At 69.0% G+C, this 16,888-nt stretch carries 11 protein-coding genes and 1 pseudogene; 5 read left to right on the forward strand and 7 right to left on the reverse strand.

Features of this window, described 5'->3' with window-relative positions:
- Positions 1–85: 85 nt before the first annotated feature.
- Positions 86–979 carry a LysR family transcriptional regulator gene (locus ACHMXA_RS15395; RefSeq protein WP_395315743.1) on the forward strand — a complete coding sequence of 298 codons (894 nt, stop codon included), beginning with the start codon at positions 86–88 and terminating at the stop codon, positions 977–979.
- A 17-nt stretch (positions 980–996) separates the two neighbouring features.
- Here the strand turns inward: ACHMXA_RS15395 and ACHMXA_RS15400 are convergent, their stop codons facing one another.
- Positions 997–2,910 (reverse strand): sensor histidine kinase, encoded by a 1,914-nt coding sequence (locus ACHMXA_RS15400; RefSeq protein WP_395315744.1) that lies wholly within the window; start codon positions 2,908–2,910, stop codon positions 997–999.
- Between the two features lie 341 nt (positions 2,911–3,251).
- Here ACHMXA_RS15400 and ACHMXA_RS15405 point away from each other — a divergent pair, with 341 nt between their 5' ends.
- Positions 3,252–4,265 carry an OmpA family protein gene (locus ACHMXA_RS15405; RefSeq protein ID WP_395315745.1) on the forward strand — a complete coding sequence of 338 codons (1,014 nt, stop codon included), beginning with the start codon at positions 3,252–3,254 and terminating at the stop codon, positions 4,263–4,265.
- A gap of 21 nt (positions 4,266–4,286) precedes the next feature.
- Here the strand turns inward: ACHMXA_RS15405 and ACHMXA_RS15410 are convergent, their stop codons facing one another.
- A complete protein-coding gene (locus tag ACHMXA_RS15410; protein WP_395315746.1) occupies positions 4,287–4,781 on the reverse strand; it encodes an Lrp/AsnC family transcriptional regulator in 495 nt (164 codons plus the stop codon).
- A 65-nt stretch (positions 4,782–4,846) separates the two neighbouring features.
- On the opposite strand from ACHMXA_RS15410, the pseudogene ilvB reads away from it, so the two are divergent.
- Positions 4,847–6,632 (forward strand): annotated as a pseudogene (gene ilvB / locus ACHMXA_RS15415) (biosynthetic-type acetolactate synthase large subunit).
- Between the two features lie 24 nt (positions 6,633–6,656).
- Here ilvB and ACHMXA_RS15420 read toward each other — a convergent pair.
- Both ACHMXA_RS15420 and ACHMXA_RS15425 read right to left on the reverse strand, forming a co-directional pair.
- Entirely contained in the window at positions 6,657–8,216 is a 1,560-nt protein-coding gene (locus tag ACHMXA_RS15420) for a sodium:proton antiporter (protein WP_176667522.1), read from the reverse strand.
- A 208-nt stretch (positions 8,217–8,424) separates the two neighbouring features.
- Positions 8,425–9,417 (reverse strand): helix-turn-helix domain-containing protein, encoded by a 993-nt coding sequence (locus ACHMXA_RS15425; RefSeq protein WP_176667523.1) that lies wholly within the window; start codon positions 9,415–9,417, stop codon positions 8,425–8,427.
- A 206-nt stretch (positions 9,418–9,623) separates the two neighbouring features.
- On the opposite strand from ACHMXA_RS15425, the gene ACHMXA_RS15430 reads away from it, so the two are divergent.
- Positions 9,624–10,379, forward strand: a complete 756-nt coding sequence (locus tag ACHMXA_RS15430; RefSeq protein ID WP_371132255.1) for an aldolase — start codon at positions 9,624–9,626, stop codon at positions 10,377–10,379.
- A complete protein-coding gene (locus tag ACHMXA_RS15435; RefSeq protein WP_176667525.1) occupies positions 10,376–11,677 on the forward strand; it encodes an MFS transporter in 1,302 nt (433 codons plus the stop codon). Before ACHMXA_RS15430 ends, ACHMXA_RS15435 begins: the two co-directional genes overlap by 4 nt.
- Before the next feature lie 1,787 nt (positions 11,678–13,464).
- Here ACHMXA_RS15435 and ACHMXA_RS15440 read toward each other — a convergent pair.
- The 3 genes from ACHMXA_RS15440 to ACHMXA_RS15450 are packed head-to-tail and all read right to left on the reverse strand — an operon-like array spanning position 13,465 to position 16,879.
- The gene (locus tag ACHMXA_RS15440; protein ID WP_176667527.1) at positions 13,465–15,123 is read right to left on the reverse strand and encodes an ABC transporter ATP-binding protein; all 1,659 of its coding nucleotides are present in this window, start codon (positions 15,121–15,123) and stop codon (positions 13,465–13,467) included.
- Positions 15,120–15,938 (reverse strand): ABC transporter permease, encoded by an 819-nt coding sequence (locus ACHMXA_RS15445; protein WP_176667528.1) that lies wholly within the window; start codon positions 15,936–15,938, stop codon positions 15,120–15,122. The genes ACHMXA_RS15440 and ACHMXA_RS15445 overlap by 4 nt, the downstream gene beginning before the upstream one ends.
- Positions 15,935–16,879, reverse strand: a complete 945-nt coding sequence (locus tag ACHMXA_RS15450; protein WP_176667529.1) for an ABC transporter permease — start codon at positions 16,877–16,879, stop codon at positions 15,935–15,937. Before ACHMXA_RS15450 ends, ACHMXA_RS15445 begins: the two co-directional genes overlap by 4 nt.
- Positions 16,880–16,888 lie beyond the last annotated feature (9 nt).

The raw sequence follows: 16,888 nt of genomic DNA on the forward strand, positions 1-16,888 counted from the left end.
TCCTGAGGGTTCGAGTGGGGATGCCTTCAGGTTAGGTCGCCTGGCGATATATTGGAAATGAATAGTCTGAATTCCAGGAATTGCCATGAACAATTTCAGCCGCCTCGACCTGAACCTGCTGGTCACGCTCGACACCCTGCTGGCCGAGCGCAACGTCACGCGAGCCGCCGAGCGGCTGAACCTGTCGCAGCCCTCGGTGAGCGTGCAGCTGGCCAAGCTGCGGGAGGTCTTCGGCGATCCGCTGCTGCTGCCCGCGCAGCGTGGCATGCGGCCGACCGCGCGGGCCGACGAGCTGCGCGAGCCGCTGCACGAGGCGCTCGAAGCGCTGGGCCGCGCGGTCGCTCCGACTCGGCCCTTCGAGCCGGCCGAGGCCGGCACCACATGGCGCGTTGCCGCGGCCGACTACGCCGAGTCGGCCATCCTGCTGCCGGCGCTGGCCGGGCTGCGTGCGGCCGCGCCGAACACGCGGCTGGCGGTGGTGGAGGCCGTGCCGTCGCGCATGGCGCGGCAGCTGGAAAGCGGCGAGATCGACCTGTTCTTCCACACCAGCGTGGGCGCGCCGCCGGGACTGCATGCGCGGGTGCTGTTTAATGAGCGCTATGTGCTCGTCGGCCGCGCGGGCCATCCGCGCCTGAAGCGCCGGCCCACGCTCGCGCAGTTCTGCGCGCTGGAGCACGTGGTGGTGTCGCTGGCCGGTGGCGGCTTCGCGGGGCCCACCGACGAGGTACTGGCGCAGCAGGGATTGACGCGCAAGGTGGTGCTGTCGGTGCCGCACTTCCTTTTCATGATGTCGGCGGTGGCGGGCACCGACATGGTCGCGATGCTGCCCGAGCGGCTGGCGCGCAACGCGCCCGGGCTGAGCGTGGTGGAGGCGCCGCTGGAAGTGCCGGGCTACGAGATGGCGATGCTCTGGCACGAACGCCGGCATCGCGATCCGGCCCACAAGTGGCTGCGCGAGCAGATCGCGGCCAGCCTTTGAGGCTTGAGCCTGTGCGTTCAGGCCGCGCTCAGGACCTTGCCTACCCCGGCCGGCCGTTCCAGCGGAAGCCAGAGCACGAAGCGCGTGCCGGCGGCGCCGGCTTCCCAGCTCACGGTGCCGCCGATCTCCTGCGCGCGCCGCTGCTGGTTGCGCAGCCCGCGGCCGCCGCGCCGCATGGCTTGTTCCACGTCGAAGCCGCCGCCGTTGTCCTCGACCATCACGCACACGCCGTCGTTCGCCGTGGCGGTGCTCACGCAGATGGTGGTGGCCCGCGTGTGGCGCAGCACGTTGGCCACGCATTCCTGCACGATGCGCAGGATGTGCAGCGCGCCGTCCGGGTCGAGCCAGGGCAGGCTGGGCACGGGCTGCACCTCCCATTGCAGGGTGATGCCGGCGCTCTCGATGCGCGGCGCGAGGCGAAAGCGCATGGTCGCCAGCAGCAGGAGCAGGTCGGCGTCGACGCTTTCCATGGAATCGATCACCAGCCGCAGGTCTTCCATGCAGCCCTTGAGCACGCGGGAGATCTCGGCCTCGGTCATGGCGCCCCGTTCCACCGAACGGATCGCGCTGATGAGGGATGAGCCCAGCCCGTCGTGCATGTCCTGCATGAGGCGGCGGCGCTCGGCGCTGAGCATGTGCTGGTTCTCGCTCACGCGCAGCCGCTGGTAGCTCTGCTCCAGTTCCGCCTCGCGCGCCTGCAGTCGCTGGGCCAGGCCCCTGTTCAGCCGGCCCACCTCGGCGAAGGCGTCGGTGTAGCGCTGGAACATGATGTACGAGAACACGAAGAACAGGCTGATGATGGCGTAGGGCGACATGTAGACGCTCTCGGGGCTCACGAGGTTGTTCTGCAGCAGTCCGTCGCAGGAGGTGAGCGCGAGCGCGAACACCGTCCAGCCCGCCACCAGCCGTCCTTCGCTCTGCTGGTTGCGCAGCGACTTGCGCAGGTTCACCGTGAAGATCAGCACCGCCATGGGCAGCACCGCCAGGTTGAGCAGCGGCGTGAACAGGTAGAGGTTGACGATCTTCGTCGACAGCTGCGGCAGCGTCGTGATGTTGCAGGCCAGCACCAGCCCGATCGAGATGCGCGTCAGCCAGACCGAGGGCTGCTGGTGCAGGCGCTGCAGGAACAGGTGGATGAGGATGATCAGCCAGAGCAGGCTGGAGACGGTCATCCACTCGAACCAGTCGTCCGAGATCGGGATGAAGCTGCCTCCCGCGTAGTAGTGCAGCGTGCGCAGGAAAGCCATCGCCGAGATGGCGAAGAACAGCAGGTAGAGCAGTTCGCGCCGCCTGCCCAGCCACACCGCGAAGGCGAATGCGCCGACCGCCAGGAAGGCGGCGCTGCCCATGAAGGGCAGCTGCACCTGCAGCAGCTGGCGGATCTGGTAGCGCCAGCTCAGCGAGGCCTCGCTGCCGATCCAGACGGTGGAAAAGCCGCTGCCGCTGTTGCGCAGGCGGTCGACGCGGATCAGCACGGTCTTCGGCGGCGGCGCGCCGGCCGTCGGGTTCAGCGGCAGCAGCAGCGGATGGTTGTAGCCGTTGTGGATGGGGCTGCCGTGCGACTGGTAGAGCAGGGCGCCGTCGCCGTACACCGCGATGTGGCCCAGCGTCTTCCAGCGCGGGAGATAGAGCAACTGGGGCTCGCGCACGGAAGCCCTGCCGGAGAGGTCGATGCGGTACCAGTCGGTGACGGTGCGTGCGCCGCTGCCTTCGTCGGGCACCAGCTCGCGTCCGACCGTGTGCGGGAGGTTGACGTTTCTCCAGCCTTTGGGAGGCAGTGCCGCCTCCTGCACGTCGCGCGGAGGAGCGGTATAGCCGTTGCCCGGGACGGAAAGCAGCTCGACCCGCGTGATGTGCACGGCCTCGCCGCCCTGCGGCGACTGCCCCGTCGCCGGCTCGGCAGCGTGTGCGAACGACAGGAGCACCGGCACGGCGGCCAGCAAAAGCTTTGCGATCCACCTGCCGATTCGCCAACAGCTCTTGCTGCCCAGCCTCATAGATCGCTTTGCCTTGGAAGTCGCTTCTTTGTGGTTTGCACCGGCCTGAAGCCGCTGCGTTACGGCTCCGTGCCGTGGAGCCCGGATCTCGCCCTCGCGAGACGGGCGCGATTATGTTCCCCCTCGAATACGCCTGCGATTACGACCGTTAACACGCCGGCGACCCGGCGGGGCGGCGGCATAGGCCGTCCGTCGAATGCACAGCGGCGGCGGCGTTCCCTAGCATGCACAGGTCGCTGTGTTTCCCCGCTTCCATTCCTCTTCCGGGCCCGCCGATGAAACAGTCCGCCTTCATGGTTCTCGTTGCCCGCCTGGTGGCAGGCGCGCTGCTCTCGTCGGCCGCCGGCTCCTTCGCCGCCGAGCCGGCCAAGGACAACCCGCTGGTCGGGCGCTACGAGGGCTCGGTGCTCGACGGCTACAAGGCGGCCGCCTACGACGAAGTGGGCCTGATCAAGGAGCCGTTCCAGAACTGGGGCGGCGGCAAGCCCGACCTGCTCAAGGTCGAGGGCAAGGTCACGCTCTATCTATACAGGCTGCCCAAGGAGCGCTCGCTGCTGGAGGTGCAGCGCAACTACGAGTCCAGCCTGAAGGCCAAGGGCTTCGAGGTGCTGTTCAGCTGCGGCACCGCCGATGGCTCGTGCTACAAGCCGCGCGACGGCAGCGTGGACACCACCACGCCCTACGACTTCGCGCTGGCCTTCGACGCCCCCGAATGGCCGCGCCTGGGCAGCCGGGGCGACTACGCGCGCAACTATTTCGCCGTGAGCGGACGCTACCTGCTTGCCAGGAAGACCGGGCCGGGCGGCACCGTCTACGCCAGCATCGCCCTGGCCGAGCACAACGCCGAGGTCGGCAACCACGCCTTCGTGCGGGTGGTGGAGAGCAAGGCGATGGAGGAGAACAAGATCGTGTTCCTCGACGCCACGGCCATGCAGAAGAGCCTGGCGGAGACGGGGCGCGTCAATCTCTACGGCATCCTCTTCGACCTCGACAAGGACGTGATCCGCCCCGAGTCGCAGCCCACGCTCGACGAGATGACCAAGCTCATGCGCAACAACCCGCCCCTGAAGCTGTCGGTGGTGGGCCACACCGACGCGCAGGGCGAGGCGAAGCACAACGACGATCTTTCGAAGCGCCGCGCGCTGGCGGTGATCTCGGTGCTGGTGAAGGCGGGTGTGGACCCGCGCCGCTTCACCACGCGCGGCGCGGGTGCCTCGGAGCCGGTGGCGCCCAACGACAGCGAGGCGGGGCGGGCGAAGAACCGGCGAGTGGAACTGATCCGGCTCTGAGCCCGGCCATGGCGCGTGGCCTCAGATGACGGGCACGCTCGCTTCCTTCAGCACCCGCAGCACGAAGTGCGACTTGCTGTGGCGGATGCCCGGAATCTTGTACAGCTTCTCGCGCAGCAGCCGCTCGTAGTCGCGCGTGTCGCGCACGGCGATGCGGATGTAGTAGTCGTAGTCGCCCGAGACCAGGTAGGCCTCCTGGATCTCCGGGATGGTGGCGAGCGTGCGGCCGAAGTCGTAGAGCGTCTCGTCGGTGTGGCTCTCCAGCGTGACCTGCACGATCACCGAGTCGTGGTAGCCGAGCTTGGCCGGGTCGACGTCCACCGTGTAGCGCTTGATGACCCCGGTGGCCTCCAGCTTCTTGATGCGCGTCCAGCAGCTGGTGGGCGAAAGGCCGACCTCGTTGCCGATCTCCTGCAGGGTCTTGCGCGAGTCGAGCAGGAGCACCCGCAGGATCGCCAGGTCGGTCTTGTCGAAAGATCCTTCGCTGTCGCTCGGTGTTTGCCGATTGGTTTTCATGAATCGAGCTTAAAGAGCCAAAAGAAAGATGCATATTCTGCGCCCGAAACGGAAGAATTGACGGCATGCGACTGCTCGACCTACCCCCCACGTCCTCCCCGTCCCTCCACCCCGACACCAAGCCGGTTCGCATCCGCAACGGCGCCGAGGCCCTGCTCGACACCCTGGTCGAGTGCGGCGTGGACACCATCTTCGGCTACCCCGGCGGGGCGGCGCTGCCGCTTTACGACGCGCTGCACGGCGAACCCCGGCTGCGCCACGTGCTGGTGCGCCACGAGCAGGCGGCCGTGCACGCGGCCGAGGGCTATGCGCGCAGCACCGGCCGCGTGGGCGTGGTGCTGGTCACCTCCGGGCCGGGTGTGGGCAACACCATCACCGGGCTGCTGGACGCAATCAGCGATTCGGTGCCGGTGCTGTGCATCAGCGGGCAGGTCGCCACCGCCGTCATCGGTACGCAGGCGTTCCAGGAAAGCGACGCGCTGGGCATGTCGCGCCCGGTGACGAAGTGGAACCGCCAGGTCCGCGCCGCCGACGACGTGCCCGCGCTGGTGCGCCGCGCGCTGGAGATCGCATCGACCGGCCGACCCGGCCCGGTGCTGCTCGACGTGCCGAAGGACATCCAGCTGCAGCGCCTGGGCCGCGCCTCCGAGCCCGCGCCGCTTCGAGCACTGCGCACCAGCCGCACCGCGCTGCCGCCCAAGGCCATGGTGCAGCGCGCCGCCGACCTGCTTTCCACCGCGCGCCGGCCCGTCATCTACGGCGGCGGCGGACTCGTCAATTCGGGCCCGGCGGCATGCGAAGCCTTTACGAAGCTGGTCAACCTGATGCACGCGCCGTGCACGCTCACGCTGATGGGGCTGGGCGCCTTTGCGGCATCGGACCCGAAGTTCATCGGCATGCTGGGCATGCACGGCACGCTCGAAGCCAACCTCGCGATGCACGAAGCCGACCTGGTGGTCTGCATCGGCGCGCGCTTCGACGACCGCGTGACCGGCAAGCTCGACGAGTTCTGCCCGCACGCCCGCAAGATCCACATCGACATCGACCCCGGCAGCATCAATAAGGTGGTGCGCGTGGACGTGCCGATGGTGGGCGACTGCGCCGCGATCCTCGAAGAGCCTGCTCGCGCTGCTGCCGGCAGAGGGCTTCGCGCCCGAGCGGCTTGCGCCGTGGTGGGAGCGCATCGAACGCTGGCGCGCCGTCGACTGCCTGGCCTTCGAGCCGAAGGCCGGTTCGATCCTGCCGCAGCAGCTGATGTCTTCTCTGCAGCGCGCCATTGCCGGACGCGACGCCATCGTGTCGACCGACGTGGGCCAGCACCAGATGTGGGCCGCGCAGTACCTGCGCTTCGACAGCCCGCGCCGCTGGCTCACCTCCGGCGGCGCCGGCACCATGGGCTACGGGCTGCCCGCCGCCATCGGCGCGCAGATCGGCCACCCCGGCGCGCTCACGGTGTGCGTGAGCGGCGATGCCTCGGTGCTGATGAACATCCAGGAGCTTTCCACGGCCGTGCAGCACCGCGTGCCGGTGAAGCTGGTGCTGAGCAACAACGGCTACATGGGCATGGTGCGCCAGTGGCAGGAGCTGAACCATGGCAACCGCCTGAGCCACAGCTGGAACGAGGCACTGCCCGACTTCGTGGCGCTGGCCAAGGCCTTCGGCTGGGGCGCGCGACGGGTCTGCGACCCGGCGGAACTCGAGGACGCGCTGGCCGAATGCCTCGCGAGCGAGGGGCCGTTCTTCCTCGACGTGCAGGTCGAAGCGCAGGAGAACTGCTTTCCGATGATGCCCTCGGGCCACGGCCACCACCGGGTGATGCTGGCGAAGGACCGGTGGTACGAGGAGGGTTGAAGGCAGAGAAGAGGAAGCCGGGCCTCAGACGCTCTGCAGCCGCACGTCGTTCGCCGGAATGGCGTTGAGCTCGGCCCAGTCCATCTCTTCCTCCAGCTGGTGATAGGTGTCGTCCTCGATCTCGCCCGTCTGGCGCAGCGAGTCGAGCGCCTGCCGCTGCGCGCGAATGGCCACGGCGCGCAGCTGGTCGTGCGCGGTCTTGGCCTGCGGATGGCGCTCGTCCTGCGCCAGGGCGCGCGCGGCGCGGTATTCGTCGCGCACGGCATCGGCCTCGCGTCCGTCCTCGGCTTCGATGGCCGTGAGCGCCGCATCCATCATCGCGGTGCGGGCGAGCGAGATCTCCCTGTCCTGCGAATCGTCGGGCTCGATCTTCAGCACCCTGATCAGCGGTCCGATGGTGAAGCCCTGGATCACCAGCGTGCCAAGCACCACCGCGAACGCGCTCAGCACGATGAGATCGCGCCCCGGAAACTCCGCCGGCAGCGCGAAGGCGGTGGCCAGCGTCACCAGCCCGCGCATGCTCGACCAGCCGACCAGCAGGTTGATGCGCCTGGAGGGCAGCGGCACCTTGCGCCCCTGCACGATCAGGCGCAGCTTGTACTTGCGCATCGCGGCGCCGTAGATCAGCAACCACGCTACCCGCACCCCGATGACCAGCGCCAGCACGAGGGCGGCGAACTCCAGCGCATGCGTCAGCTGCGGCCCCGACAGCCGCGTGAGGATGCCGCGCGCCTGCAGCCCCATGAGGAAGAAGGCCAGCACGTTGAGCGTGAACACCACCGCGCCCCACACCGCATAGGAGTGCACGCGGTCGCGCGGCGCATGGCGCCTCGGTGCGTACTGGCCCAGCGTCATGCCGAAGGCCACCACCGAGATGATGGGCGACAGGTGCAGCCGCTCGGCCACGATCCAGGCGCCGAAAGTCATCACGAACTGGAAGATGATGGCCGAGCGCGTGCCCGCGAAGAGCGGTGCGCCGAAATGCAGATTGAGCTTGGCGAAGGCGAAGCCCACCAGCGCACCGCCCGGCACCGCCACCAGCAGCATCGGCAGCGAGCTCGTCATCGGCACGTGCGCGGCCCCCGCCGCCGACACCGCCACGCCGAACACCAGCAGCGCCACGGCGTCGTTGAGCAGGCTCTCGCCGTTGATGATCGACAGCGTGCGCCGAGGAATGCGGAACTGCTGCATCACCGCCGCCGCGGCCACCGCGTCGGGCGGCGCGACGATGGCGCCGAGCGTGATCGCCGCGGCCAGCGGCAGCCCCGCGAAAGCCCAGCCGGCCCACGCCACCACGGCCGTGGTCAGCAGCACCGCCACCAGCACCAGCGAGACCAGCGACATCCAGTTGCGCCGCAGTTCGCGCGGCGAGGTGTCGAAGGCCGAGTCGAGCAGTGCAGGCGCGATGAAAAGCGCGAGCGCCAGGTGCGGGTCGAGGCTCACGTGCGGCACCCAGGGCATCGCGCCCAGGCAAACGCCGGCCAGCGCCAGCATCGAGGGGTAGGGCAGCGCGAGACGCCGCGACAGCTGCAGCAGCAGGCAGGCGGCGATCAGCATGACGAGTACGTTCTCGAAGACGTCCATCGGGCCTCTGTCTTGGTGTTGTTTGCCCCGAATACTAAGAGGTCACCGGAAGACGGGCTCCTGCAGGCCGGCAAAAGACGATGGGCCCGCTGCGAGCCCCCTCGTCGCCAGTGTGTTCTTCACCAGCTTGGTCTTGCACGACGAGCGTGGGCGCGTCGAACTTCTTCGGGTCCTCATCGAAGTTGGTCTCCGAGAAGGACTTGATCCCTCAGTCCGGCGACCTGCGAAAGCCCCCCGGAGGCACGCCGAACCGGTCCCTGAAGCAGCGGCTGAAGTGGCTCGCGTCGCCGAAGCCGTTGCGATAGGCGATCTGGGCCACGCTCAGATGATCGAGCCGCCGGTTCTGCAGTTCGTCCTTCGCGCGCTCAAGCCGGCGCATCCGCAGGTACGCGCCGTACTGCGTGCGATGCGTCTCGAAGAGCCGATGCGTAAGCCGCCGCGAGATGCCGAGCTCCCGCGAGACCGCGTCGACCGACAGTTCCGGGTCGCCCAGATGCGCCTCGATGAAAGCCACCAGCCGCTGCCAGCGGTCGCGCTCGCGGCGTTTGCCGTCGGCCGTGTCCTGGTCGGCCGACTCGTCCAGCGACTCGCAATAGGCCGCGGCCAGCAGTGCGACGAAGGACTGCTCGGAAAAATAGGCGAGCGCCGGCGCAACGTGCGCCGCTCCCGGGAACACATGCCCCATGTGCGAGCGCGCGGCTTCTGCCAGCCGCGAATCCGCCTGAGCGATCGATGGCACGAAGCGCTCGTGCAGGTCGGCGTAGATGCCGAAGAAGCGCTCGGACGGCACCCGCAGCACCACCAGCTTGCCGGGCGCGGTCAGCGTACAGGCGGATGGAAGCCGCGTGGTCCTGAACGTGATGTCGCCCTTGCGAAACGGCATGCGGCGTCCGCCTTGCTCGATGGCGCCTTCGCCTTCGACGGCGATCATCGCGAGCACGTCGCCAGCGCCTGCGGCACACGGCAGGGCGGTGTCGTGGCGCACCGCCAGCGGCGTCGACGAGAAGCTGATCGCCAGGCCCCCGCCCACCAGGCGGCAGGCTTCGAGGCTCATGCGCGGATTGCTGTCCCGCACGCTGAGCTGGCCGGGATAGACCAGCGAATCGAGCGCGTTCGAGTAGCCCTGCACGTCGCCCGGATAGAACGGCCGGAAACGGGGCGCGAAGCTCAGGTCGGAGGCTGCTGTCGTGTCGTGGTGCATGGGTGGGGCTCCTGCCGACGGTCCGCATGCTTCGTGCCAGGCGGGGGCGGCGGCAGCAGCAGTCTAGGCAGCGATCCGTTGCGCGGGGGCTAAGACTTTCCACTAGTTGGCGCACTGGATCAATGCGCGTGCACCCAGGCGCAAGAGCGAACGGCGGGCTGCTTCTTACATTGACAGCACCCCTACGAACGCACAGGAGCCACAGCGTGAGCGATCCCAGCCCAGCAAGACACGACACCCCCGCACCGTCCCTCGACGGCCTCAGCTACGGCGACTGGAGCGAGGCCGAGAAGCTCGCGCTGAGCTGCCGCATCCTCGCCAGGGAGGGCCATTCCGAAACTCTGGCCGGACAGGTCACCGTGCGGCAGCCGGACGGCACCTTCCTGACCACGCCGCTGGCGCATGCCTTCGGCGAGATCCGTGCTGAGTCGGTCATGCGCATCGACGATTCGCTGCGCGTGCTCGAAGGCCGCGGCGTGCCCAACCCGGCGGTGCGTTTCCACCTTTGGGTCTACAAGCGCAGGCCGGACGTGAACTGCGTGATCCACACGCATCCGCCGTACGTGTCGGCACTGTCGATGACCGGCGAGCCGCTGCAGATCGCCCACATGGACGCCACCCCGTTCTTCGACGACTGCGCCTTCCTGGCCGAGTGGCCCGGCTTGCCGATCGCGGACGTCGAGGGCGAGATCATCTCGGCCGCGCTCGGCACCAAGCGCTGCGTGCTGCTCGCCAACCACGGCTTCCTGGCTGCCACGGCGAGCATCGAGGAATCGCTCTACATGTCGGTGCTCATCGAGCGCGCCGCGCGCAACCAGCTGATCGCGCAGTCGGCCTATGGCCGGCTCAAGCCGGTGGACCCGGTACTGGCGAAGGAGTCGCACGACTTCCTGCTGCAGCGGAGCATCGTCAACGCCAGCTTCGCGATGTTCGCGCGGCAGATCACCGGGGAGCGGCCATGAACAGCATCGCACCTCCCTTGCAAGGCGCCGCCGGCAGGAAGCACCAGAGCGTGTGGAAGATCGGCACCGCCACCATGGTCGGCACGGCCATCGAGGCTTTCGACTTCCTGGCCTATGGCACCGCCGCGGCGCTGGTGTTTAACAAGCTCTTCTTCCCCAACTTCGACGCCACCGTCGGCACGCTCGCGGCCTTCGGCACCTTCGCGAGCGGCATGCTCGCTCGGCCGCTGGGCGGCATCATTTTTGGGCACTACGGAGACAGGCTGGGCCGCAAGTCGATGCTCACGCTGAGCCTGCTGCTGATGGGCATCTGCACGGTGCTGATCGGCCTGCTGCCGACCTACGAGTCCATCGGTCTTTGGGCCGCGGTGCTGCTGGTGCTGCTTCGCATCGGGCAGGGCCTGTCGTTCGGCGGCGAACTCGGCGGCGCGATGCTGATGGCGGTGGAGCACGCTCCGCCCCGATGGCGCTCGCTGGTCGGCAGCATGCCGCAGATGGGCGCGCCGATCGGCGTGCTGCTGTCGTCCGGCGCCTTCGCACTGGTCACGCAATTGCCCGAGTCCAGCTTCCTGAGTTGGGGCTGGCGGCTGCCCTTCCTCGCGAGCGCGGTGCTGATCGTGCTGGGTGTGTTCATCCGCATGAAGGTAGACGAGTCGCCGGAGTTCATGCAGGTCAAGGTCCATCGCAAGACGGCGGTGCTGCCGGCGCGCGAGGTCGTGTCCGCGCACATGAAGCCGCTGCTGCTGACCATCGGCGGCAAGCTGGCCGAGGTGACGCTGATCTACACGGTGCTGGTGTTCTCGATCTCGTACGCCACCAGCCGCCTCGGCTTCTCGCGCTCCGACGCGCTGCATGCGCTCATCGCGGGCTCTGCGGCGATGGTCTTCACCATTCCGGCGGCCGGCTGGCTTGCCGACAAGGTGGGCGCACGGCGCCTGTACGTGTTCGGCGGCCTCCTGTTGGCGCTGATGGCGGTGCCGCTCTTCCAGGCCATCGGCAGCGGATCGCTCACGGCCTACACGGTGGCGATGGCGCTGGCGCTGTCGCTCAACTACCCGTTGATGTTCGCACCGCAGTCCAATCTCTACGCGGCGCAGTTTCCGGCGGAGTTGCGCTACTCGGGCATTTCCATCGGCATCCAGTTCGCCGCTGCCATCGGAGGCGGGCTGGCGCCGATCATCGCTGCCACGCTGATCGCCAGGTATTCGAGCATCGTGCCGGTGGGCGTCTACGTGGCCGTGCTCGGTGTGGTGGCGGCGGTCTCGGCCTGGCTGATGCGGCCGACGATGAACGAGTGAGCGCTCTTGGCGCGGGCACTCTCAGGAGTGCCCGTCCACCCGCATCTGGAACAGGAAGTAAGGCGGTATGCAGGCGCCTTGCCCCTCGGGCCGGCCCTCGGCCTGCGCGCAGATGTAGTCGTCGCGGCAGGCCTGCTGCGCCGAGCAAGTGCGCAGGTTGCCGGGGCGCGTGTGCTTCGCCAGGCATTCGCCGAAGGGCTTCTTCGCGGCCAGGCAGCTGTTGAAGTCGCTGAGGATCGCGATGCCGCCGCAGGAGCCGTTCGGGTCCTTGGGGTCGCAGGGGGCCGGAGCACATGCCGCCCGGAAAGCCGACCGAGGTCTTCTCGCAGACCGATGCCGGGCCTTCGCAGGAGATTCGCGGCAGCTTCTCGGCGCGGTCGAGCCATGCGTTGGCCGATTGCGTGATGCGCGTGGGCTCGCAGCGTGCGCCGACCGTCGCGCGTTCGGCCGGGCCATCCGTTTCCATCGGCTCGGCCAAGGGGCGGAACGGATCGGGCCGCGGCGTGGAGAGCGCGGCCCGCACATAGCCTTCGCGACGCGCCAGTTCGTCCTGCACGTGCGGCGAGTGCGGCACCGCGAGCGCGTTGCCGGTGGTGAAGGTCCGCGAGGCGCCGCGACGGTCGACGCCGAGCAGGTGGAAGCCCGCCACCGCGCGGCTCTGGTGGCAGCCCATGCAGCTCAGGTCGTCGAGGCGGCGCAGCACCGCCTGCGGCGACTGCAGCGTGCGGCTGCCGGGCACGGCCTTCCATTCGCCGGCCGGGTAGATCTGCTCGAAGGGCCGGTTCGCAAGGCGCTCCAGCCCGCGCGGCGCGACCGAGATGGCCTCGGTCGCGAGGAACCTGTCGGGAATCTGCAGCGTGGCCTCGTCCAGCGCGCGCAGGTTGGCGGGCTGATGCAGCCATAGCTGCAGTTCCTTGCGCAGCGGGGCGCTGGCCTTGAGCTTCGCGACATCGGGCGTGTTCTCCAGCGGCGCGACATCGAAGCGCCTGGCGCCCGCGTTCCAGCGGAAGGCGCGCAGCATGTATTCGGCATGGCCGCCCAGGTCAGGCCGCACCGCCGAGGGCCAGCGCACGCTCTGCAGGTTGGTCGTGACCTGCGCGATGCGCGCGTGCGCCAGCCGCTTCGACGCCAGCGGACCGTCGGCCGAAGTGAGCCAGCGGCCCAGTGCCTCGTCGCCCATCGCGGCCTGCGGCGGCTGCCAGCGCTTCGCGGCCGTAGCGCAACTGCCGTCGGCATCGGGCGCATCGCCGCGCAGTTCGACGTTGACCGTCATCGGCAGGCGCGACTGCATCGCGGCCGTGCGGTAGGCCAGCCGGTACACCAGCCGCGTCTCGCCGCAGGCGCCGTTCTGGAAGGGCCGCCGGTCCATGCGGTTGGCGACGCCGACAAGCTCGAAGAAGGCGTCGGGGCTCGCGAGCCAGCGTGCATCGAACAGCCGATGCGGATAGCGCGAGATACCCACGCCCGCCTGCTTGTCGCGCCGCTGGATGCCGGCGAGGCTCGCGCCCAGCGGCTCGGTAATCGAGCGCCACGCAGGGGTGCGCATCAGCGCATCGTTGGTGGTGACGCCATCGGCGGACGGCGCCGATTCGCCGTTCATCCAGCGCGCGAAGCCGGCGCCGGATTTCTCTGCCGCCTGCAGCGCGGCGGGCGAAGTGACGAGCAGCACCGGTTCCACCGCTTGCGCCATGGGCGCGGCGCAAGCGAGCGTCAGTGCGAGGAGGGCGGTGGGAAGGCGATGTCGGATGCGCGGCACGCGGCCCATTGTGCCGTCGTGCCGTTCGCGTTCACGCGACGGCCCGTTCCGCCTGGGGTACCGCCAGCGCCGCGTCGATCGTCATCAGGGGCCGTGGCGTGGCCGCGAGCAGCGCCTGCGTGTAGGCATGGCGCGGATCGTCGAACACCGCGTCGCGCGCGCCTTGCTCGACGATGCGACCGCGCTCCATCACGATCACGCGGTCGGCGATCTGCTCCACCGCCGCGAGGTCGTGGCTGATGAACAGGCATGCGAAGCCGTGGTGCTTCTGCAGGCTCTGAAACAGCTTGAGCACCTGCGCCTGGATCGTCATGTCGAGCGCCGACACCGGCTCGTCGGCCACCACGAAGGCGGGGCGCCGCACCAGCGCGCGGGCGATCGCCACGCGCTGACGCTGGCCGCCCGAGAGCTCGTGCGGGTAGCGCGCGCCGAGTCCGTCCAGGCCGACCTCGTCCAGCGTTTCGTTCATGCGCCGCGTGCGCGCCGCCGCGTCGAGTTCGGGCAGGTGGCGCAGCGGCTCGGCCACGATGTCATGCACGCGCATGCGCGGATCGAGCGAGGAGAACGGATCCTGGAACACGAGCTGGCAGGCCAGCCTGAAGCGGTGCAGCGCCGCGCGGCTGGCGCTGCGGATGTCCTCACCGCGGAACAGGATCTGCCCCGCCTGCGAAGGCGCGAGCCGCAGGATGGCGCGGCCCAGCGTGGTCTTGCCCGAGCCGCTGCCGCCCACCAGCGCGACCATCTCGCCCGGGTGGATGTCGAGGTCGAGCGAGTCGATCACGCGAACGGGTGCGTGGCGCTTGAAGAAACCGGCGCGCGCGCCCGCGTAGCTCACGCACAGGCCGCGCACCTGCACCAGCGGCTGTTGCGTTTCCGCCGGCGCCGGCTTGGCCGCCTGGCGCCTCGGCAGCGCGTCGACCAGCTTGCGGGTGTAGGGCTGCTTCGGCGACAGCAGGATGCCGGGCACCTCGCCGGTCTCGACCAGCCGGCCCTTCTCCAGCACGATCGCGCGCTGCGCATAGCGCCCCACGAGGCCGAGGTTGTGAGTGATGAGCAGCACCGCAGTGCCGTTGTCGCGCGCCAGGCCCACCATCAGGTCGAGCACCTCGCGCTGGCTCAGCGTGTCCAGCGCGGTGGTCGGCTCGTCGGCGATCAGCAGGCGCGGCTTCAGCAGCATCACGCTGGCCAGCATGATGCGCTGGCGCATGCCGCCGGAGAACTCGTGCGGGTAGGCGTGCATGCAGCGCTCCGGGTCGGCGATCTGCACGCGGCGCAGCATGTCGACGATGCGCGCGCGGATCTCCGCGGCCGGCAGCTGCGTGTGCATGCGCAGTCCTTCGGCCATCTGCTCGCCGATGCGGTGCACTGGGTTGAGCGAGACCATCGGCTCCTGGAACACCATGCCGATGCCCGGCCCGCGGATGGGGCGCATGGCCTTCGCGTCGCGCGTGCTCAGGTCTTCGCCGTCGAACACGATGCGCCCGCCCGTCTGCGAGATGCCCGGCGGCAGCAGCTGCAGGATGGCACGCGCGGCCATCGTCTTGCCGCTACCCGATTCGCCCACCACCGCGAGGAACTCGCCCGCCTTCACCTCGAACGACAGGTCGTGCACCAGCGGCTGGGCGCCGTTGCGCAGTTCGATCTTCAGGTGCTCCACCGACAGCACGGTGGGGTTCGATGCGGTGTTCATGCCTTCTCCGTCCGCGGATCGAGCCGATCGCGCAGCGATTCGCCCAGCAGGTTGATGCCCAGCAGCGTGAGCGCGATGCACAGCCCCGGCACCACGCACAGCCATACGGCCGAGGCCATGTACGGCCGCGCGCTCGCGAGCATGTTGCCCCAGGTGGGCGCGGGCGGCGGCACGCCCAGGCCGAGGAAGCTCAGTGCGCTCTCCGACAGCAGCACCCAGCCGAACATGCTGGTGGCCAGCACCGCCACCGGCGCCATGCAGTTGGGCAGCACGTGGCGCCACATGGTGTAGAGCTCGCCGTTGCCGATCATGCGCGAGGCCTCCACGTACTCTCGCTCGCGCAGCGACAGCACCGTGCCGCGCACCACGCGCACCACCGAAGGCGCATAGGCCATGCTCAGCGCCAGCACGATGCCCCACTTGTTGGCGCCGACGATCACCATCACGCCCAGCGCCAGCAGCAGCCCCGGAAAAGCCAGCAGCGTGTCGTTGAAAGCCATCAGCACGCGGTCGGTCCAGCCGCGCACGAAGCCCGCGACCACGCCGATCACCAGTCCCATCGCGGTGGCCAGCGTCACCGTGAGCAGCGCCACCAGGCAGCTGGTGGCGGCGCCCTGCATCGCGCGGCTGGCCACGTCGCGGCCGAACTCGTCGGTGCCCAGCCAGTGCGCCATCGAAGGTGGCTGCAGCTTGGAGCGCAGGTCGATGCCCAGCGGGTTGTAGGGCGTCCACAGCGCGGCGGCCACGGCAACGGCCAGCAGCACCGCGACCAGCGCGCCGCCGATGAGGGTATGGGTCTTGAACTTCGTCTTCACTGCACAGTCACCCGCGGATCGAAGAGGGGGTAGCACATGTCGACGATCAGGTTGATCACGACGTAGATGCAGGCGGTGAACAGCATGCAGCCCTGCAGCACCGGGTAGTCGCGCGCGAAGATCGAGTCGATCATCAGCCGCCCCAGGCCGGGCAGGGTGAACACCGTCTCCAGAACCGCGATGCCGCTGAGCAGGTGCCCGAGGATCAGCCCGATCATGGTGAGCGTCGGGTTGAAGGCGTTGGGCAGCACGTGGCGGCGCAACACCTGCGATTCGGGCACGCCCTTGGCGCGCGCATGCGTCACGTATTCGAGCCGCAGGATCTCGATCGTGCTGGCGCGCGACATGCGCGTGAGCACGCCGGTCTCCACCAGCAGCAGCGTCACGATCGGAAGAATCACGTAGAGCACGCCCTGCGAGAAGTTCTCCGACATCGGCACGTAGCCCACCACCGGCAGCCAGCCCAGGTACTGGCCGAAGAACATCAGCAGCAGCAGGCCCAGCCAGAAGCTCGGCACCGAGAGCATCAGCGTCGCGGCGCCGATGATGGCGAGGTCGGTGGGCTTGTCCTTGCGCCAGGCGGCGACGAGGCCGGCGGGCACGGCGATCAGCGAGGCCAGCGCCACCGCGACGAGCACGATGACCGCGCTGACCTGGAAGCGCTCCCAGATCAGCGGCAGCACCGGCAGGCCGTTGGTGGTCGATACGCCCAGGTCGCCGGACAGCGCGTGCTTCAGCCACACGAGGTACTGCACGGGCAGGGGCTGGTCCAGCCCCATCTGGTGGCGCATGAGCGCCAGCTGCGCGGGGTCGGCGCCTTCGCCCAGCATGAGCAGCACCGGGTCGCCCGGAATCAGCCGCATCAGGGTGAACACCGCGATGGAAACCAGCAGCAGGGTCGGGATCGTCATCGCGATCCGGCGCAGGAGATAGGCGGGCATTGCTCGCGC

This window comes from Variovorax sp. UC74_104 (genome assembly GCF_044055375.1).
Lineage (GTDB): Bacteria > Pseudomonadota > Gammaproteobacteria > Burkholderiales > Burkholderiaceae_C > Variovorax.

What these genes read in the sequence shown, in the direction of transcription:
- ACHMXA_RS15395 (WP_395315743.1), top strand. Translation starts at nt 86, where the DNA reads ATGAACAATTTCAGCCGCCTCGACCTGAACCTGCTGGTCACGCTCGAC.
- ACHMXA_RS15405 (WP_395315745.1), top strand. Translation starts at nt 3,252, where the DNA reads ATGAAACAGTCCGCCTTCATGGTTCTCGTTGCCCGCCTGGTGGCAGGC.
- ACHMXA_RS15410 (WP_395315746.1), bottom strand. Translation starts at nt 4,781, where the DNA reads ATGAAAACCAATCGGCAAACACCGAGCGACAGCGAAGGATCTTTCGAC.
- ACHMXA_RS15420 (WP_176667522.1), bottom strand. Translation starts at nt 8,216, where the DNA reads ATGGACGTCTTCGAGAACGTACTCGTCATGCTGATCGCCGCCTGCCTG.
- ACHMXA_RS15425 (WP_176667523.1), bottom strand. Translation starts at nt 9,417, where the DNA reads ATGCACCACGACACGACAGCAGCCTCCGACCTGAGCTTCGCGCCCCGT.
- ACHMXA_RS15435 (WP_176667525.1), top strand. Translation starts at nt 10,376, where the DNA reads ATGAACAGCATCGCACCTCCCTTGCAAGGCGCCGCCGGCAGGAAGCAC.
- ACHMXA_RS15440 (WP_176667527.1), bottom strand. Translation starts at nt 15,123, where the DNA reads ATGAACACCGCATCGAACCCCACCGTGCTGTCGGTGGAGCACCTGAAG.
- ACHMXA_RS15450 (WP_176667529.1), bottom strand. Translation starts at nt 16,879, where the DNA reads ATGCCCGCCTATCTCCTGCGCCGGATCGCGATGACGATCCCGACCCTG.